17 protein-coding genes and 2 tRNA genes are annotated in these 13,214 nt (G+C 60.8%); 16 read left to right on the top strand and 3 right to left on the bottom strand.

The genetic code is table 11. The features are described from left to right. Nucleotides 1-5 precede the first annotated feature (5 nt). From AC1DXO_RS25645 to AC1DXO_RS25655, 3 genes are all read left to right on the top strand, one after another. Nucleotides 6-902, top strand: a complete 897-nt coding sequence (locus AC1DXO_RS25645) for a class I SAM-dependent methyltransferase (RefSeq protein WP_476981060.1) — start codon at nt 6-8, stop codon at nt 900-902. Further along, a complete protein-coding gene (gene rlmJ, locus AC1DXO_RS25650; protein ID WP_476981061.1) occupies nt 899-1,747 on the top strand; it encodes a 23S rRNA (adenine(2030)-N(6))-methyltransferase RlmJ in 849 nt (282 codons plus the stop codon). Before AC1DXO_RS25645 ends, rlmJ begins: the two co-directional genes overlap by 4 nt. Nucleotides 1,748-1,879: 132 nt before the next feature. Then, nucleotides 1,880-2,881 (top strand): hypothetical protein, encoded by a 1,002-nt coding sequence (locus tag AC1DXO_RS25655; RefSeq protein ID WP_476981062.1) that lies wholly within the window; start codon nt 1,880-1,882, stop codon nt 2,879-2,881. On the opposite strand, the gene AC1DXO_RS25660 is transcribed toward AC1DXO_RS25655, so the two are convergent. Beyond that, a complete protein-coding gene (locus tag AC1DXO_RS25660) occupies nt 2,878-3,816 on the bottom strand; it encodes an endonuclease/exonuclease/phosphatase family protein (RefSeq protein WP_476981063.1) in 939 nt (312 codons plus the stop codon). The genes AC1DXO_RS25655 and AC1DXO_RS25660 overlap by 4 nt on opposite strands. Before the next feature lie 96 nt (nt 3,817-3,912). On the opposite strand from AC1DXO_RS25660, the gene AC1DXO_RS25665 reads away from it, so the two are divergent. Beyond that, a complete protein-coding gene (locus AC1DXO_RS25665) occupies nt 3,913-4,410 on the top strand; it encodes a DUF4112 domain-containing protein (RefSeq protein ID WP_476981064.1) in 498 nt (165 codons plus the stop codon). A 64-nt stretch (nt 4,411-4,474) separates the two neighbouring features. On the opposite strand, the gene AC1DXO_RS25670 is transcribed toward AC1DXO_RS25665, so the two are convergent. Continuing rightward, nucleotides 4,475-5,410, bottom strand: coding sequence for an SHOCT domain-containing protein (locus AC1DXO_RS25670; protein ID WP_476981065.1), 936 nt, complete (start codon nt 5,408-5,410; stop codon nt 4,475-4,477). 254 nt (nt 5,411-5,664) lie between these two features. Further along, nucleotides 5,665-5,739 (bottom strand) — tRNA-Thr (locus tag AC1DXO_RS25675). A 93-nt stretch (nt 5,740-5,832) separates the two neighbouring features. Here AC1DXO_RS25675 and AC1DXO_RS25680 point away from each other — a divergent pair. The 12 genes from AC1DXO_RS25680 to AC1DXO_RS25735 form a co-directional block, all read left to right on the top strand. After that, nucleotides 5,833-6,024, top strand: a complete 192-nt coding sequence (locus tag AC1DXO_RS25680) for a hypothetical protein (RefSeq protein ID WP_476981066.1) — start codon at nt 5,833-5,835, stop codon at nt 6,022-6,024. 245 nt (nt 6,025-6,269) lie between these two features. Continuing rightward, nucleotides 6,270-7,562 carry a UDP-N-acetylglucosamine 1-carboxyvinyltransferase gene (gene murA / locus AC1DXO_RS25685; protein WP_476981067.1) on the top strand — a complete coding sequence of 431 codons (1,293 nt, stop codon included), beginning with the start codon at nt 6,270-6,272 and terminating at the stop codon, nt 7,560-7,562. Further along, nucleotides 7,562-8,014 (top strand): DUF2948 family protein, encoded by a 453-nt coding sequence (locus AC1DXO_RS25690; protein ID WP_476981068.1) that lies wholly within the window; start codon nt 7,562-7,564, stop codon nt 8,012-8,014. Before murA ends, AC1DXO_RS25690 begins: the two co-directional genes overlap by 1 nt. A 115-nt stretch (nt 8,015-8,129) precedes the next feature. Then, the gene (locus AC1DXO_RS25695; RefSeq protein ID WP_476981069.1) at nt 8,130-8,597 is read left to right on the top strand and encodes a UPF0262 family protein; all 468 of its coding nucleotides are present in this window, start codon (nt 8,130-8,132) and stop codon (nt 8,595-8,597) included. 264 nt (nt 8,598-8,861) lie between these two features. Further along, nucleotides 8,862-9,389 carry a porin family protein gene (locus tag AC1DXO_RS25700; RefSeq protein ID WP_476981070.1) on the top strand — a complete coding sequence of 176 codons (528 nt, stop codon included), beginning with the start codon at nt 8,862-8,864 and terminating at the stop codon, nt 9,387-9,389. 232 nt (nt 9,390-9,621) lie between these two features. Beyond that, complete coding sequence (locus tag AC1DXO_RS25705) at nt 9,622-10,362, top strand: hypothetical protein (RefSeq protein WP_476981071.1); 741 nt, start codon at nt 9,622-9,624, stop codon at nt 10,360-10,362. Nucleotides 10,363-10,479: 117 nt separating this feature from the next. Then, the gene (gene infA, locus AC1DXO_RS25710) at nt 10,480-10,701 is read left to right on the top strand and encodes a translation initiation factor IF-1 (protein ID WP_018081608.1); all 222 of its coding nucleotides are present in this window, start codon (nt 10,480-10,482) and stop codon (nt 10,699-10,701) included. 6 nt (nt 10,702-10,707) lie between these two features. Then, nucleotides 10,708-11,295, top strand: a complete 588-nt coding sequence (locus tag AC1DXO_RS25715) for a Maf family protein (RefSeq protein WP_476981072.1) — start codon at nt 10,708-10,710, stop codon at nt 11,293-11,295. 2 nt (nt 11,296-11,297) lie between these two features. Continuing rightward, nucleotides 11,298-12,320: a ribonuclease E/G gene (locus AC1DXO_RS25720; protein ID WP_476981073.1), complete on the top strand. Its 1,023-nt coding sequence runs from the start codon at nt 11,298-11,300 to the stop codon at nt 12,318-12,320. Further along, on the top strand, nt 12,317-12,550 hold the full coding sequence (locus AC1DXO_RS25725; protein ID WP_476981074.1) for a DNA gyrase inhibitor YacG: 234 nt from the start codon (nt 12,317-12,319) through the stop codon (nt 12,548-12,550). Before AC1DXO_RS25720 ends, AC1DXO_RS25725 begins: the two co-directional genes overlap by 4 nt. Before the next feature lie 95 nt (nt 12,551-12,645). After that, nucleotides 12,646-12,721: transfer RNA gene (locus tag AC1DXO_RS25730), tRNA-Phe, on the top strand. 315 nt (nt 12,722-13,036) lie between these two features. After that, on the top strand, nt 13,037-13,214 hold a 178-nt coding region (locus AC1DXO_RS25735), incomplete at its 3' end, for a transposase (protein WP_476981075.1).

Here is a 13,214-nt window from a genome sequence, read left to right on the forward strand (position 1 = left end):
TTCCCATGACCTGTCCCCTGTGCGGATCGCTCCAAGCGACGAAGCTCTATGATCTGGCCGATGGCTACGCCACGGTGCGCTGTAGCGGCTGCGGCTTTGTCCATATGTCACCCCGGCCGACCCAGGACTACCTCAACGCCTATTACGAGGCCGCCACGGTTTATGCCTATGGCTCGGACCACCCCGACGACTACCGCAACGCCATAGAGGACAAGAAGACGCTGATCGGCGGCTTTCTCAAGGCCTTGCCGGACGCAGCGCGGAGCGGATTGGCGGTCGATTACGGCGCAGGCCAGGGCGCAGCCGTCAAGGCGCTGTCCGAGATGGGCTATGAGGCGGTCGGCATCGAGATCAGCAGCAAGGCGCGCGCGGCCGCTGAAAGCCTGTTCGGTGTGACCATGATCGACGGCGACCTGTCGACCTGTGAAGACGACGCCATCGCCGTGCTGACCATGTTCGATATCCTGGAACATCTGTTGGAACCGCGCGCCTTTGTCGAAACGGCCCTGAAAAAGCTGAAACCCGGTGGCGCGGCCCTGATCGGCGTGCCCAACTACGACGCGCTGGACCGGATGTTGCGTGGGGCGGGCTCCAAGGCGCTGATTTTTCCCGAACACGTTAACCAGTTCACGGCGCCCGTCCTGCGCAGCCTGTTCCAGTCCTGCGGTTACAAGGTCGCCTATATCGGCTCGCCGCCGCCCTATGGCGTGGCGATTACGCTCGGGCTGCGGCGGGGGCTGTTAAAGACGTTCGGCCGTAATCCCCTGACTTTCGCCTTGCGCGACGCGCTGGTGTGGATCAAACGCTATCTCGTCTATCCCCTGCCCAATGCCTTTGTCGAAAAATCCGGCCTGTTCGGCCAGACCCTGCTGATCCTGGCCTACAAACCCGAGACACCATGAATTACAGACACGGTTTTCACGCCGGAAACTTTGCCGACCTGGCCAAGCATGCTGCCGTCCTGGCGTTTCTGCGCCTGCTGCGCGCCGATGACTCATCGCTGCTGGTGGTCGATACGCATGCCGGGGCGGGCTATTACGACCTGTCGAATCCCGATTTTGCGCGCTCGAAAGAGGCCGAAGCGGGCATCAAGTACCTGCTGGATGGTGATGTGCCAGCCAGTCTCAAGCCGCTGGTCGACTATGTCCGCGCCAAGAACCTGAAGGCCGGGTTTCGTGAACGTATCGGTATCTATCCGGGCTCGCCGGTCCTGGTGCTCGACCAGGCGCGGACGGGCGACGGCTATATTGGTTGCGAACTGCGTGACGACGATTTCGCGCTGTTGCAGGCGCGGGTCGAACCGCGCGGCTACGCCTTGAAGGAAGACGGTTATGCCGTTGCCGTCGAGGTGACGAACGATGCGCGGGGCCTGTTCTATCTGATCGATCCGCCGTTTGAACGCGGCGACGACTACGCCAATCTGGTCGAGTGCCTGCGCGCCGTCCTGGCGGCGCGGGCCGATGCCCGGGCGCTGATCTGGTTGCCACTGAAGGACCTGGAAACCTTCGACGCCTGGCTGCGCGACCTCGAGCGCGAGGTCAGCGAGGGCGAGTTGGAACAACCGCCCGAAATCGTCGTCGCTGAACTGCGCCTGCGGCCGCTATGGAACCCTATGAAGATGAATGGTTGCGCCCTGGTGGCGATCAATCCGCCGGAAAATTTTGCAGTGCAACTAACGGCGATTGCCGAGGACGTCGTTACGGTATTCGGTGAAGCGGGTGGCAAGGCCCGTGTGTGGACTTTATAAATAATGTATAAGTGTCGGTAGGCGTCAAATTGCCGTGAGGCGAATTCTCCTGTTTGGAGTCCGTGCCGGTTTATGTTATGTTGCGGCGCAATATGGGCATTCCTCCAGGACCCGAGGTCAGAGATGTTAAGCATGTCAGTCGTTGAACCGCCGAAATTTCCCTTCTCCAATCCCGACGAGATCAAGGCCGCTTCCGAAAAGGCCATGAATTTCTGGGTCGGTGCGCTGTCGCCGATGTGGGTGCCGTTCTGGGCTGCCACCAGCTTCGGTGTCGGCGCCTGGGCTGTCGCCCAGAGCCTGAGCAAGAGCGGAAGCCTCGTCAAGGATCTGCCGCAGCTCGGCGATCTGCCCGCCAAATGGCCGGGCTTCACCTCATGGGGCAAGGCCACGCTCCTGACGGCGGAAAGCGCCGGGATCTCGGCCGAGGCCCCCGCGGACATGGTCAAGCCTATCGAAGCGGCGCTGAAGGCTGAAGCTGCTGTGGTCGAAAAGGCAGTCGATGTCGTGACGGAGACGGTCGCTGATACAGTGGCGGCCGCCGAGCCGGTCGTTGAAAAGGCGACAAAAGCTGTAGCCGACACTGTCAAAGCCAGCGTCGACACCAAGCCCTTGATCGATCCGGTCACTGAAACACTGGTCGTGCCGGCCGTTGCCGAAGCCATTGCCGAGGTCACGCCTCCTGCCGCCAAGGTGGTTGAGGCCGTTGCAAAGCCGGCCGTCGAGGCTGTAGCTGAAGCCGCGCCGAAGGTCGCGAAGGCAGCAGTCGAAGTGCCGGCCGCGGCTGCCAAGGCTGTCGAGACCGTGACCAAGCCGGCTGTTGAGGCTGTGGTAGAAGCCGCACCGAAGGTTGCCAAGGCTGCGGCCGAAGCGCCTGTCGCGGCTGTCAAGGCGGTCGAGACGGTTACAAAGCCGGCCGTTGAAGCTGTGGCTGAGGACGCGCCGAAAGTTGCCAAGGCCGCTACCGACCCTGCGCCGGTCGTCAAGGCGGCGGCCGCAACAACGGCGCCAGTTGCCAAGGCGGCTGAAGCGGTGGTGAAGGCAACGGCACCCAAGATGATCGCCAAGGATCTGGCGGTTGCCAAGCCGGAAGCGCCCGCAGTGTCCGCGCCCAAGACGAAGACGCCTAAGGTTTAGTGTTCGGGCGTTTTGGCAGGATAGATGTCGACGCAGATCGGGCGGTGGTCGGAGCCATCGAAGCCGCCCACCCGACGCCTGGCAAAAATGATATCCGGGCTGGCCATGGCATTGTCGATGGTCACGCGCAGCAGCGACGGCAGGAAGGTCGGCCAGGTGCCGCCGAGCGCCGGGGCGGTGTGCAGGTCGGCGCGATGCGTGAAGTCGTGCATGCCCGAGGCCAGGGGCGGCGTGTTGAAGTCCCCGACCATGACGAAGCGCTTGGCTAGGCTGCGATCGAGATCGCTGGCCAGGCGATCGAACTGACGTGGCTGGTCGGCGGGGCTCTTGAATGGCCACGGTCGGGTCATATGCGCCAGGGCAAGGGTGATGCGGCCGTCGGGTGCGGCGATATCGACCGTCGCCAGAGCGAAGCCGGCCGGACGCGCCTTGAAATGGCTGAGGGGATAGCGCGACATCACCACCATGTCGTAGCGCCTGACCATATAGGGACGCGTGGCTTTCAGGCCTTCGATCAGGGCAGCGCGCGAGTCGGGATCGGCCTCGACCAGGGCGACGACGTCAGGATTTTGCTTATCGACCCACGGCAACAGCTTTTCCGGCGTGGTATTGCGGATCAGCAGGTTGGCGAAAACCAGGCGCAGCGGCGACCGGCTTTTGTCCGGCGCGGTCTGGTGCGGCGCCGCCTGCGGTAGGACGGCAATGACCATCAGCAGTACGGCAATCCCGGCCATGCCACCAGCCCATCTCTGGCGCAACAGCGCCAGGGCGGCTGCCACCAGAACGAAGCCGGTCAGGATTGGTACCGAGAAGATGTCGATCAGATAGAATAGCGGGCGGTGTGGATTGGCCAGGCAGATGGCGGCCACGATCAGCATGGCCGCGGCCAGGGCGATGCCGGTGATTCGCAGTATCTGTTGCAGCAGGCGCACCATCTCCCCCTCCGTTATCGATCCTACATTGACAATTCACAGCCTCGTGGCCTTAGTTGGGCAGGCGCAAGACGGTTAACAGCGCTTTCGGGGGCACCCATGCAGGCCAGGACGCAACACGACATCGACCGCATCTACGACTCGATCGAGTCGGTCAAGCGGCTGTCGGATCGTATCATCGGTATCGGGCCGATCAATATTATCGGGCTGGACGGTATCCTGGCCCTGGTTCCCATACCCGGTGTCGGCATGGCCTATTCGGTTATCGCCGGCCTGATCCTGCTGGTCCACGGCCTGCGGGCGCGCGTGACGCCCATGACAATGATCATGTCACTGATCATTCTGCTGCTTGATTCCGGCCTGACGACGATCGAGGAACTGGCCAAGATATTTCCGCCCCTGGCCTGGATTCCCGGCCTCGTGGACGCCTTCTTCCAGGGCCATCTGTATGCCGCCCATATGATGCAACAGGACATCAAGAAGACCTGGTACATCGAAGGGACGGCCAGCGAGGCCTATCGATCGGGTGAACACAAGGCCAATCTCGCCGAACTGCGCACGACAAAAGGCAAGAACAGGATCGTGTATCTGGGGTAAGATTGGCTGCCGGTGCACGGGGTCAGACGGCTATTTTCGTACCCGCCACGCAAGAAGCGATCTTTTACGGCAAATCGAGCAACTGCTTCTTTTTAGCGTTGAATTCTTCTTGCGTGATCAGTCCTCGTTCCAGCAGGTCGCCCCACTTGCCGAGTTCATCCTGGGCGGAAAGGGTCGCGTATTGCGGCTCTGACGGCTCGACAGCGTCTTCAACGACTTCATCCTCGAGATCGGTAACATCCATCCCCGCGACGGCGCCGATGGGCGGGCGCTCTTCCCACTCCACCTGCAGTTCGACTTGAGTGCCATTTCGCAGAACCGTGAGGGTGTAGGATTTATGAACCGGCAGCTTCATAATGCGACGGATCATCTCTTGATCGGATTTGAACCGCTTGCCCGAAATGGCGATAATCTGATCCTGGACGGCTATTTTGGCGACCTCTGCCGGCGAACTGGGATCCAGGCTTTCGACGTTGAAGACGGCAGAATTTCCCGACTTAACGACTTTTCCCTGTATCCCTATGTAGGGACCTGGAATTCGTGTGCCCTCCGGAAACTTGCCACCGGCCTTGATCAGGAACTTCTCGAGATTGTTGAAATTGTCATCACCCTCGTAATCGACGGTCTGTACCTGGCCGAAACCCATAGGTACCTCGAACCAACTTGCTGCCTGGGCTCTGGAACTGTTACCGATTTGCGAGAGGCTAATGCGCACATAGGATGTAGGCTTCGTCGAATATTTGTTGCCAATAAGGGCCTGTTGCAGAGCTGATGTAAAATCACCAATCTTGATTTCGCAGATGATTTGCGTCTGGTTCTGATCTCTGACCTTCCATCCTGCCAACATGCATGCATCGACTATTTTGCTATTCGCCGTTTGAACGTCGTCCCCAGGGAAAACGACCTCAGGGTGTCCAGACGGTGTGATAACGAATTTGTCGGCCAAAACCGGCGACGCAAACAGAACTGCCACCAAAGGCAGGCCATAAAATATACGCACAAACCCCTCCCGTTCCTACGACAGCTCGCTGTAGATCACGTCCCGGGCACAACCGCTACCACCCGTGTCTATTGGTCTGTCTGGCGCCCTATCGCCGCCGGCTTCTCTCGATAGCCGAAGTGATATTCTTATTTTGTTCTCATAAATAACGCAGAGTCAAGGTGGCGATCACGGAAATTTGCGCCCGTTCCGTCACGAAATGTCATGGGGGAAAAACTGGTCGGGGCCTTGATCGTTCAAGATCAAGGCCCCGATGGTGCCGTATGGCAGGATTGAACTGCCGACCTCAGCCTTACCAAGGATGCGCTCTACCACTGAGCTAATACGGCAACGGAGGCAGGGGCTATAGCCAAACTTTTTCCGAAGACAAAGCGAAAAATCACGCCCCTTGAATTTATTCAGCGGTTTTCTACAATTCGACCATGACCAAAGCCAAGACTCCCGCACTTAGCGAAAAGGATCGCAGAGCCCAGGCCCTCCAAAAGGCGCTGCGCGATAACCTGCGCCGCCGCAAGGCCGCTTCTGCCGTTGAGAGTCCGGAGGAGGGCTCGCCTGAGCCGGGGGCGGATGGCAATTCCGAAGGAAACGTTGAAACCGCGAATGAACGCGAATAAGCGCGAATGGTTTTGTCGGTTCTGAAGCAAAGCGTTCTTTAGATATACGGTTGCAGGACTTGCCTGAATTATTCGCGTTCATTGGCGTTCATTCGCGGTTTCAAACCTTTTGCTCGCTGCAAAATTCCGAAAATCGCTAAAGCAGCCCAGCCCACCGAACAAAGCATATTGCGCCATCCCCAATTCGATGTAGAACCGCCCATCCCGGTTATGTCGCTGGGCTACGGTAGATTACGGACGCATATATGGATCGCATCGCCATCGAGGGCGGCAGCCCTCTGTTCGGGGACATCCCCATTTCCGGGGCCAAGAACTCCGCCATCAAGCTGATGGCCGCCAGTTTGCTGACCTCCGAGCCGGTGCGCCTCAACAACATGCCGCGCCTGGCCGACACGCGCCTGCTCAGCCGCCTGCTGCAACGCTTCGGCACAGAAATCGTCAATTCGGATGAGGGCGGCCAGTCGACCACCCTGCACACCCCTGAAATCACCTCATCCTTCGCGCCCTATGATCTGGTGCGCCAGATGCGCGCCTCGTTCAATGTCCTGGGACCGCTGCTGGCCCGCACCGGCCACGCCAAGGTCAGCCTGCCCGGCGGCTGCACGATCGGCGCGCGGCCCGTCGACCTGCATCTGAAGGCGCTGGAAGCGCTGGGCGCCCATATCGACATGCACGAAGGCTATGTCTTTGCCCAGGCGCCGCGCGGTCTGAAAGGCGCCGAGATCGAGTTTCCCTTCGTCTCGGTCGGCGCCACCGAGCACGCCCTGATGGCGGCTGTCCTGGCCCACGGCACGACCGTCATGACGCGCTGCGCCTGCGAGCCGGAAATCGTCGACCTGGCCGAATGCCTGAATGCCATGGGCGCCAAGATCAGTGGCGCCGGGACCACGACCATCGTGGTCGAAGGCGTCACAAGCTTGCGCGGCGCAGACTGGTCCGTTATCTGCGATCGCATCGAGGCCGGCACCTATGCCGTGGCCGCCGCGATGGCAGGCGGCGAAGTGCGTCTGACCAAGGTGCGCCCGGAACTGATCTCCATCCTGCTCGACAAGCTGGTCGCCGCCGGCTGTGAGGTCCATCGCGGCTTCGACACCGTGACCATCACGCGCAAGGACGGCAAGCTGAAACCGGTCGACCTGACGACCGACGTCTATCCCGGTTTCGCTACCGATCTGCAGGCGCAGTTCATGGCGCTGATGACGCTGGCCGACGGCGAAAGCGTCATCCGCGAGACCATTTTCGAGAACCGCTTCATGCACGTGCCGGAACTGGGCCGCCTGGGGGCCGATATCTCGGTCAGCGGCGGTGAGGCAAAGGTGCGCGGCGTCGCCGAACTGCGCGGTGCCCAGGTTATGGCGACGGATCTGCGCGCCTCGGCCTGCCTGGTCATTGCCGGACTGGCGGCGCGCGGCGAGACCGTCGTTAATCGCGTTTATCACCTCGATCGCGGATTCGAAAACCTCGAAGGCAAGTTGTCGGCCTGCGGTGCCAATGTCCGCCGGCTGAAGGGCGACGAGCCCGGATCGGAAGACGAATAATGGCCCTGTTTGGCCAAAAGCCGGCCGCCAAGCCGCTGCGCCTGATGGCGATGGAGGCTGACGACCTGCCCGCTATTTCCGCCTTGGTCCAGGACGCCGCCCTGCGTTTCGGCGACATGGTCTACGATCAGGCCGGGCGTCATTTCACCGTGCGCATGAACCGCTTCTGCCATGAGGCGGGCGGCAGCCAGCCCCTGCGCGCGCCGTCGGTTCTGCGTCTGTCTTGCGTCACCAAGGTGCAGGTGAGGGGACTGGATCCGAAAAATGCCCAGCAGCCGCTGAGCCTGCTGGACCTGGCGGCGGAACCGCTGGATCTGCCGGCCCATGTCCTGATCCTGCGCTTTGCCGGAGAAGGACAGAGAGATATCCGTATTGAAGCTGAATGCATCGATGTGCTGTTGCTTGATCTGGCGGCCCCGAGGCGTGCTAAAAGCGTTCCAAACCATTCTTAGCGCTCAAGCGCCGCGAGGCTCCTCGCAACAGCTCGGGCGGCCAAAAAGCGGAAAGTGTGGCGCCCTTGCCAAATCACGCTGACTCGTGATTTGGAGTATCTGTAGAGACCGAATTATGAAAATTGCCCGCATCGACATAGACGAAGACAGCCTGGCCGCGCCGACCGACCAGATCGAGCACGAGCGCAAGGTCGCCATGTTCGACCTGATCGAGCGCAACAGCTTCACGCCTGCCGGCGCCGAAGAGGCCGGCAGCCAGGGGCCGTTCGACCTGCGCCTGGCGCTGGAAGACAACCGGCTGGTCTTCGACATCACCGGACCGAACTTTGCGCGCAAGATTATCCTGTCGATGGCGCCGTTCAAAACCATGATGCGCGACTATGGCATGATCTGCGAGAGCTATTACGAAGCGCTGAAAAACGCCACGCCGGCGCAGATCGAGTCGATCGATATGGGCCGCCGCGGCGTACATAACGAAGGCGCCGAACTGTTGACCGAGCGACTCAGCGGCAAGGTCGAGATCGACCACGAAACGGCGCGCCGTTTGTTCACCCTGATCAATGCGCTGCACCTGCGCGCGTAATGGGTAATTTTTGCCTATCTTTATGATTTTATTACATTTTATTCATTCGTCATTGGGGCGGTAATGCGTCCTAAATCGGACCTTTGGCCACATAAAAGGCCCTGAGGTGTTCACCTCGCCACATTCGGCGCCAAATACCTCAAAATGACCCGGAAACGGCCCCACGATCGCCCGTGCACCGCACCATATTGTCATCAGGCGACAATGATCGCCCAGACGGAGCCGCCTTTCGGCAGCCACCGCTAGCAAAATGGAGCACATACGATGAATACGAAGAACCTGCTTATCGCCGCCGCTGTTTCCGCCCTGACTCTCTCGGGCGCTGCTGCCGTATCGGCTCAGGACGTAGGCCACGTCTATGGTTCGGTCGGTGTCCAGAGCACCGATAACGACACGACCGACACCAAGCTGAACAGCGTCAATGCCCGCGTCGGCACCAAGATTACCCCGCATTTCGGCGTCGAAGGCGAAGCGGCTTTCGGCACCAACAAGGACTCGACCGCGGCCGGCAAGTACAAGCTGACCAACAAGGTCGGCGTCTATGGCGTTGGCTACCTGCCGGTATCGCCCAAGTTCGACCTGATCGGCCGTGTCGGCGTGTCCGATACCGATCTGAAGGCCCCAGCCGCCGCCGGCAAGCTGGAACAGGGTACCTCGCTCGACTACGGTGTCGGCGCCCAATATCACCTCGATGACAGCTACGCCCTGCGCGCCGACGTGACGCGTTCGGACTTTAACGGCGACAAGGGTCAGTCGACCTCGAGCACGGTCAGCCTTGTGAAGAAGTTCTGATCCCTCCCTCAGGACTGTCTTCTATCCAGCGCCCTTTGCTCTTCAGCAAAGGGCGTTTGGCTATGCGGAACGCAATTTCCAACGACGGTTACGTCTTTGGCAAGGGCGACTGCCCGCCGCGCACGTTTGCGCGAGCCATGCGGCGTTTGAGCTCTTAAGAGTGCCTAAATAGGCAGATAGCGCTTTCGATCCTGCCGATTTAGGCTCGCCACCTGTCTGACAGGAGGCCCGAATGCGTTTGCGTCTGATATCCTTGATCGTTGTGTCCGCCCTTTCGGCGACATCAGCCCTTGCCGAAGACCGCGCGCCGACCGCCGGCGAAGCTGCGGCTATTCACGCCTTTGAGACAGGCATAACGAAGACTATGGACGCCCTGTCCGTTGGCTGGACCGAATCGGCCACCGATCGGGTCGAGATACCCGCCGATGTCCAGGTCGACGGCAGCGGCGACGGTCCCTTCCTGTTTTTCGGCAATATGGCGCGCTACTACAACCGGGCCAATCCCGATGATCCGACCGCGAAGATGCAGGCCCTGGTGACGCAGATGCAGACGACCACGGATGCGGGGAAACAACAGAAACTGATCGCAGAGATCCAGGCCTTGGCCGCCACCGCCCAGACGGGCAGTGCCGAGCCGGCCAGTCTGTGGATTACGACTTTGCACAATACCGGTAGCTTTGCGTTCGATGGTGATAGTCCGGAACAGGTTGCGGCGCCCGCAGGTGTGGCTGTGGCCTTCAAGGTACCGGCCATGCACGTCACCGGTGGCAGCGGATACCTACTCGAATTCGGCGACGGGGCGCGGTTCCGGCGAGATGCGAAGATGGGCGCTTGGCGCTACAGCTACGTCCATACGGACGGCTCGCCGCATATCGAAAACATCGAAATTCGCATCGAAGGCCCGGCCGAAGTGGTCGATCAACTGGTAAAAACCTACGACTGGCGCCAGGTCGACGACGCATTGGTAAGGTGAGTCAGAGTTAAAAAGCCTTTCCCTTTGCAGCCATTCGGTATAAAGGGCGCACTCACTGAGAGCGTACCCGATGAGTCCCGAAGGACTTGGTGCGTTGTCGACCTATTTGAGGGCCTGATGGCAAAAGAAGAACTGCTTGAGTTTCCCGGCACGGTGATCGAACTGCTGCCCAACGCCACCTTCCGCGTCAAGCTGGAAGAGAGCGGGCACGAGATCATCGCCCACACCGCCGGCAAGATGCGCAAGAACCGTATCCGCGTCCTGGCAGGCGACCGTATCCTGGTCGAAATGACGCCGTACGACCTGACCAAGGGCCGCATCACCTACCGCTTCAAGTAATCCGCAATGGCGGCGAACGCCCCTTTGATTCTGGCCAGCGCCAGCCCCCGTCGACGTGACCTGCTGGCCCAGATCGGCCTGGTGCCCGATATCATCGCGGCGGCCGATCTCGATGAAACCCCGTTACATGGCGAGACGCCGCGCCTGCTGGCGCTGCGCCTGGCCCAGGCCAAGGCCAAAGCGGTTGCCGCCACGCAGCCGGGCTTTGTCCTGGCCGCCGATACCGTCGTCTGTGTCGGCCGGCGCGTGCTGGACAAGGCGCATACGGCCGAAGACGTCGTCGCCTGCCTGAAACTGCTGTCCGGACGCGGCCATCGCACCTATACCGGCATCGCCGTCATCGCGCCGGGCGGCAAACTGTCGTCGCGTGTCATCGAAACGCGCCTGGTGTTCAAGGTTCTGACCGCCGCCGAGATTGCCGCCTATGCCGACAGCGGCGAGGGGCTGGGCAAGGCCGGTGGTTATGGCATCCAGGGCCGGGCCGGGGGCTTTGTAACTAATCTGGTCGGCAGCTTTACCGCCGTTGTCGGCTTGCCGCTGTATGAGACGCGCTGCCTGCTTGAAGGCGCCGGCTACCGGCCCACAGGCAGTTAGCCATGATCACCCTGTATTACGAGAGCCGGTTCGGTCTGGCGCGCGGGGCCATCTATTACCAGAACCTGCCTCAGCTCTATCTCGAGGGCTATGAATATGATCCTGCATTGGGCGTGCTGGGCACCCGTTCTGTCGCGCGTCTGAAGGGCAGGGTAGGGGGGATTGCTTTTCTACGCCTGGCTGATGGCGAAGACGCGGTGCTGGACGGCGCGCCCGACCTGTTGGCGAAGATTACCGAAGGCGCGGCGGTCGAGATCGAGATCATCGCCGAGGCGCGCGGTAATAAGCTGGCGCGGGCCCGCCTGATCGCTCCGGCCGAAGGTGAACCGCGTCGCGTCTCATCGACGGTGAACCTGCGCGACCGGTTGCTGGCGCAGTCAGCGGCCCTGTTGGGCGAACGTGTGGTGCGGCTGGGTGATCCGGACATGCTGCTGGATGCGCTGGATGACGCACGCGAGCGGGCGATTGATCCGTCGGGCGGCCTGAGCAACGGTGGTCACCTGACGATCGAGCCGACCCAGGCCTTGATTGCCTGCGACATCGATTCCGCCGGCGGCGATCAGGGCATGGTTGCCGGCAAGACCTTCGCCAAGACGTGCAATGAACTGGCTGTGGCGGACCTGGCGCGGCGTCTGCGCCTGTCGAACCAGGCGGGGCTGGTCGTGGTCGACCTGATTGGCCGCCGCCATGACGGTGCGCGGCTGAACCAGTTGCTGCGGTCTGGCTTCATGGCCGAGGCCGAACGTATCATCGTGGCGCCAATCGGCAAGTTCAGCACGCTGGAATTTGTTCGTCCGTGGGGCGCGCGTCCCCTGGCCGGGGGTATCGTTCCTGCCGGTGCCGCCCTATATAGTGTCAATCGCGCCGTGCGCATGGCGGAGCAGGCGCGCGGCCGGGTGATCGTCCTGCGCGATCGTACTCCCGTTATCGACGTGCTGCGGCCGCTGCTGGCGCAGTCGCTCGATCCGCTGGCGCCGATGCTGCGTCTTGAAACATCTGATCGCCCCGAGGTTATAGCCCTGTGACTGTCCGTTATTGCACCCGTTGCCGCAAACCTTATGGCGAAGCGATAGAAGGAGTCGTCAGCGCAGCGCCGAACTATGCGCCTTTCTGCTCCAAGCGTTGCGCCGACGTCGACCTGGTCCACTGGCTGAAAGGCGAATATGTCATCGACGGTTCAGGCGGGCTCAGCCTGGAGGAAGACGAGGAGGGCGGCACGTCTGCGCCCCTGCCGGACGGCGACGAAGAAGCCTGATTTTTTACACTTTCACGCTTGCCAACGGCAAATGTGTCGCCTATAGACCTGCCTCCTTCGGCGCTTATTGGCGCTGCAGATGGGCTGTGTTAAGGGCCTGGATAGCTCAGTTGGTAGAGCAGCGGATTGAAAATCCGCGTGTCGCTGGTTCGATTCCGGCTCCAGGCACCACCCTTTTTCATTAAAAATCAAAGAGATGGTCGCTTCAATCAATAGTAGGTTTGCTTCGGTACCAGTTGCTCGAAAATTGTGATTCATCAGCAAGGGGCCGGGGACCTAACCTACGCCTTGCCCGTTCCGCTTGAACTTTGCCATGATGTGGACGGCAAACCTGAGCCGCACATGTGGCGCAGCATTCTATGGTACGAGCCGGCGAGCGATGGTTTGTCCCTATGCCCTAAGCAGGGGGCACTAACAGTCTGCTGAAAAACCTGTAGCCATTCTGCGTTTGTCGTGATTCCCTTCTTTAGCGAGAAGGAGATAGCGATGCGTGGTGAGTTTCGGGATCAGGTTGGCCTATTTTCTTACGTATCCTTGGAAGAGCGCGTCCCCGATGGCCACCCGCTTCGCAAGGTCCGAGAGTTGGTTCGCGCCGTTCTGGTCGACCTGAACGCGGATTTTTCGGCCATATATTCGGATGAAGGCCGTCCTTCCATTCCACCTG

The sequence above is a fragment of the Asticcacaulis sp. P2_C5 genome, from assembly GCF_056404555.1.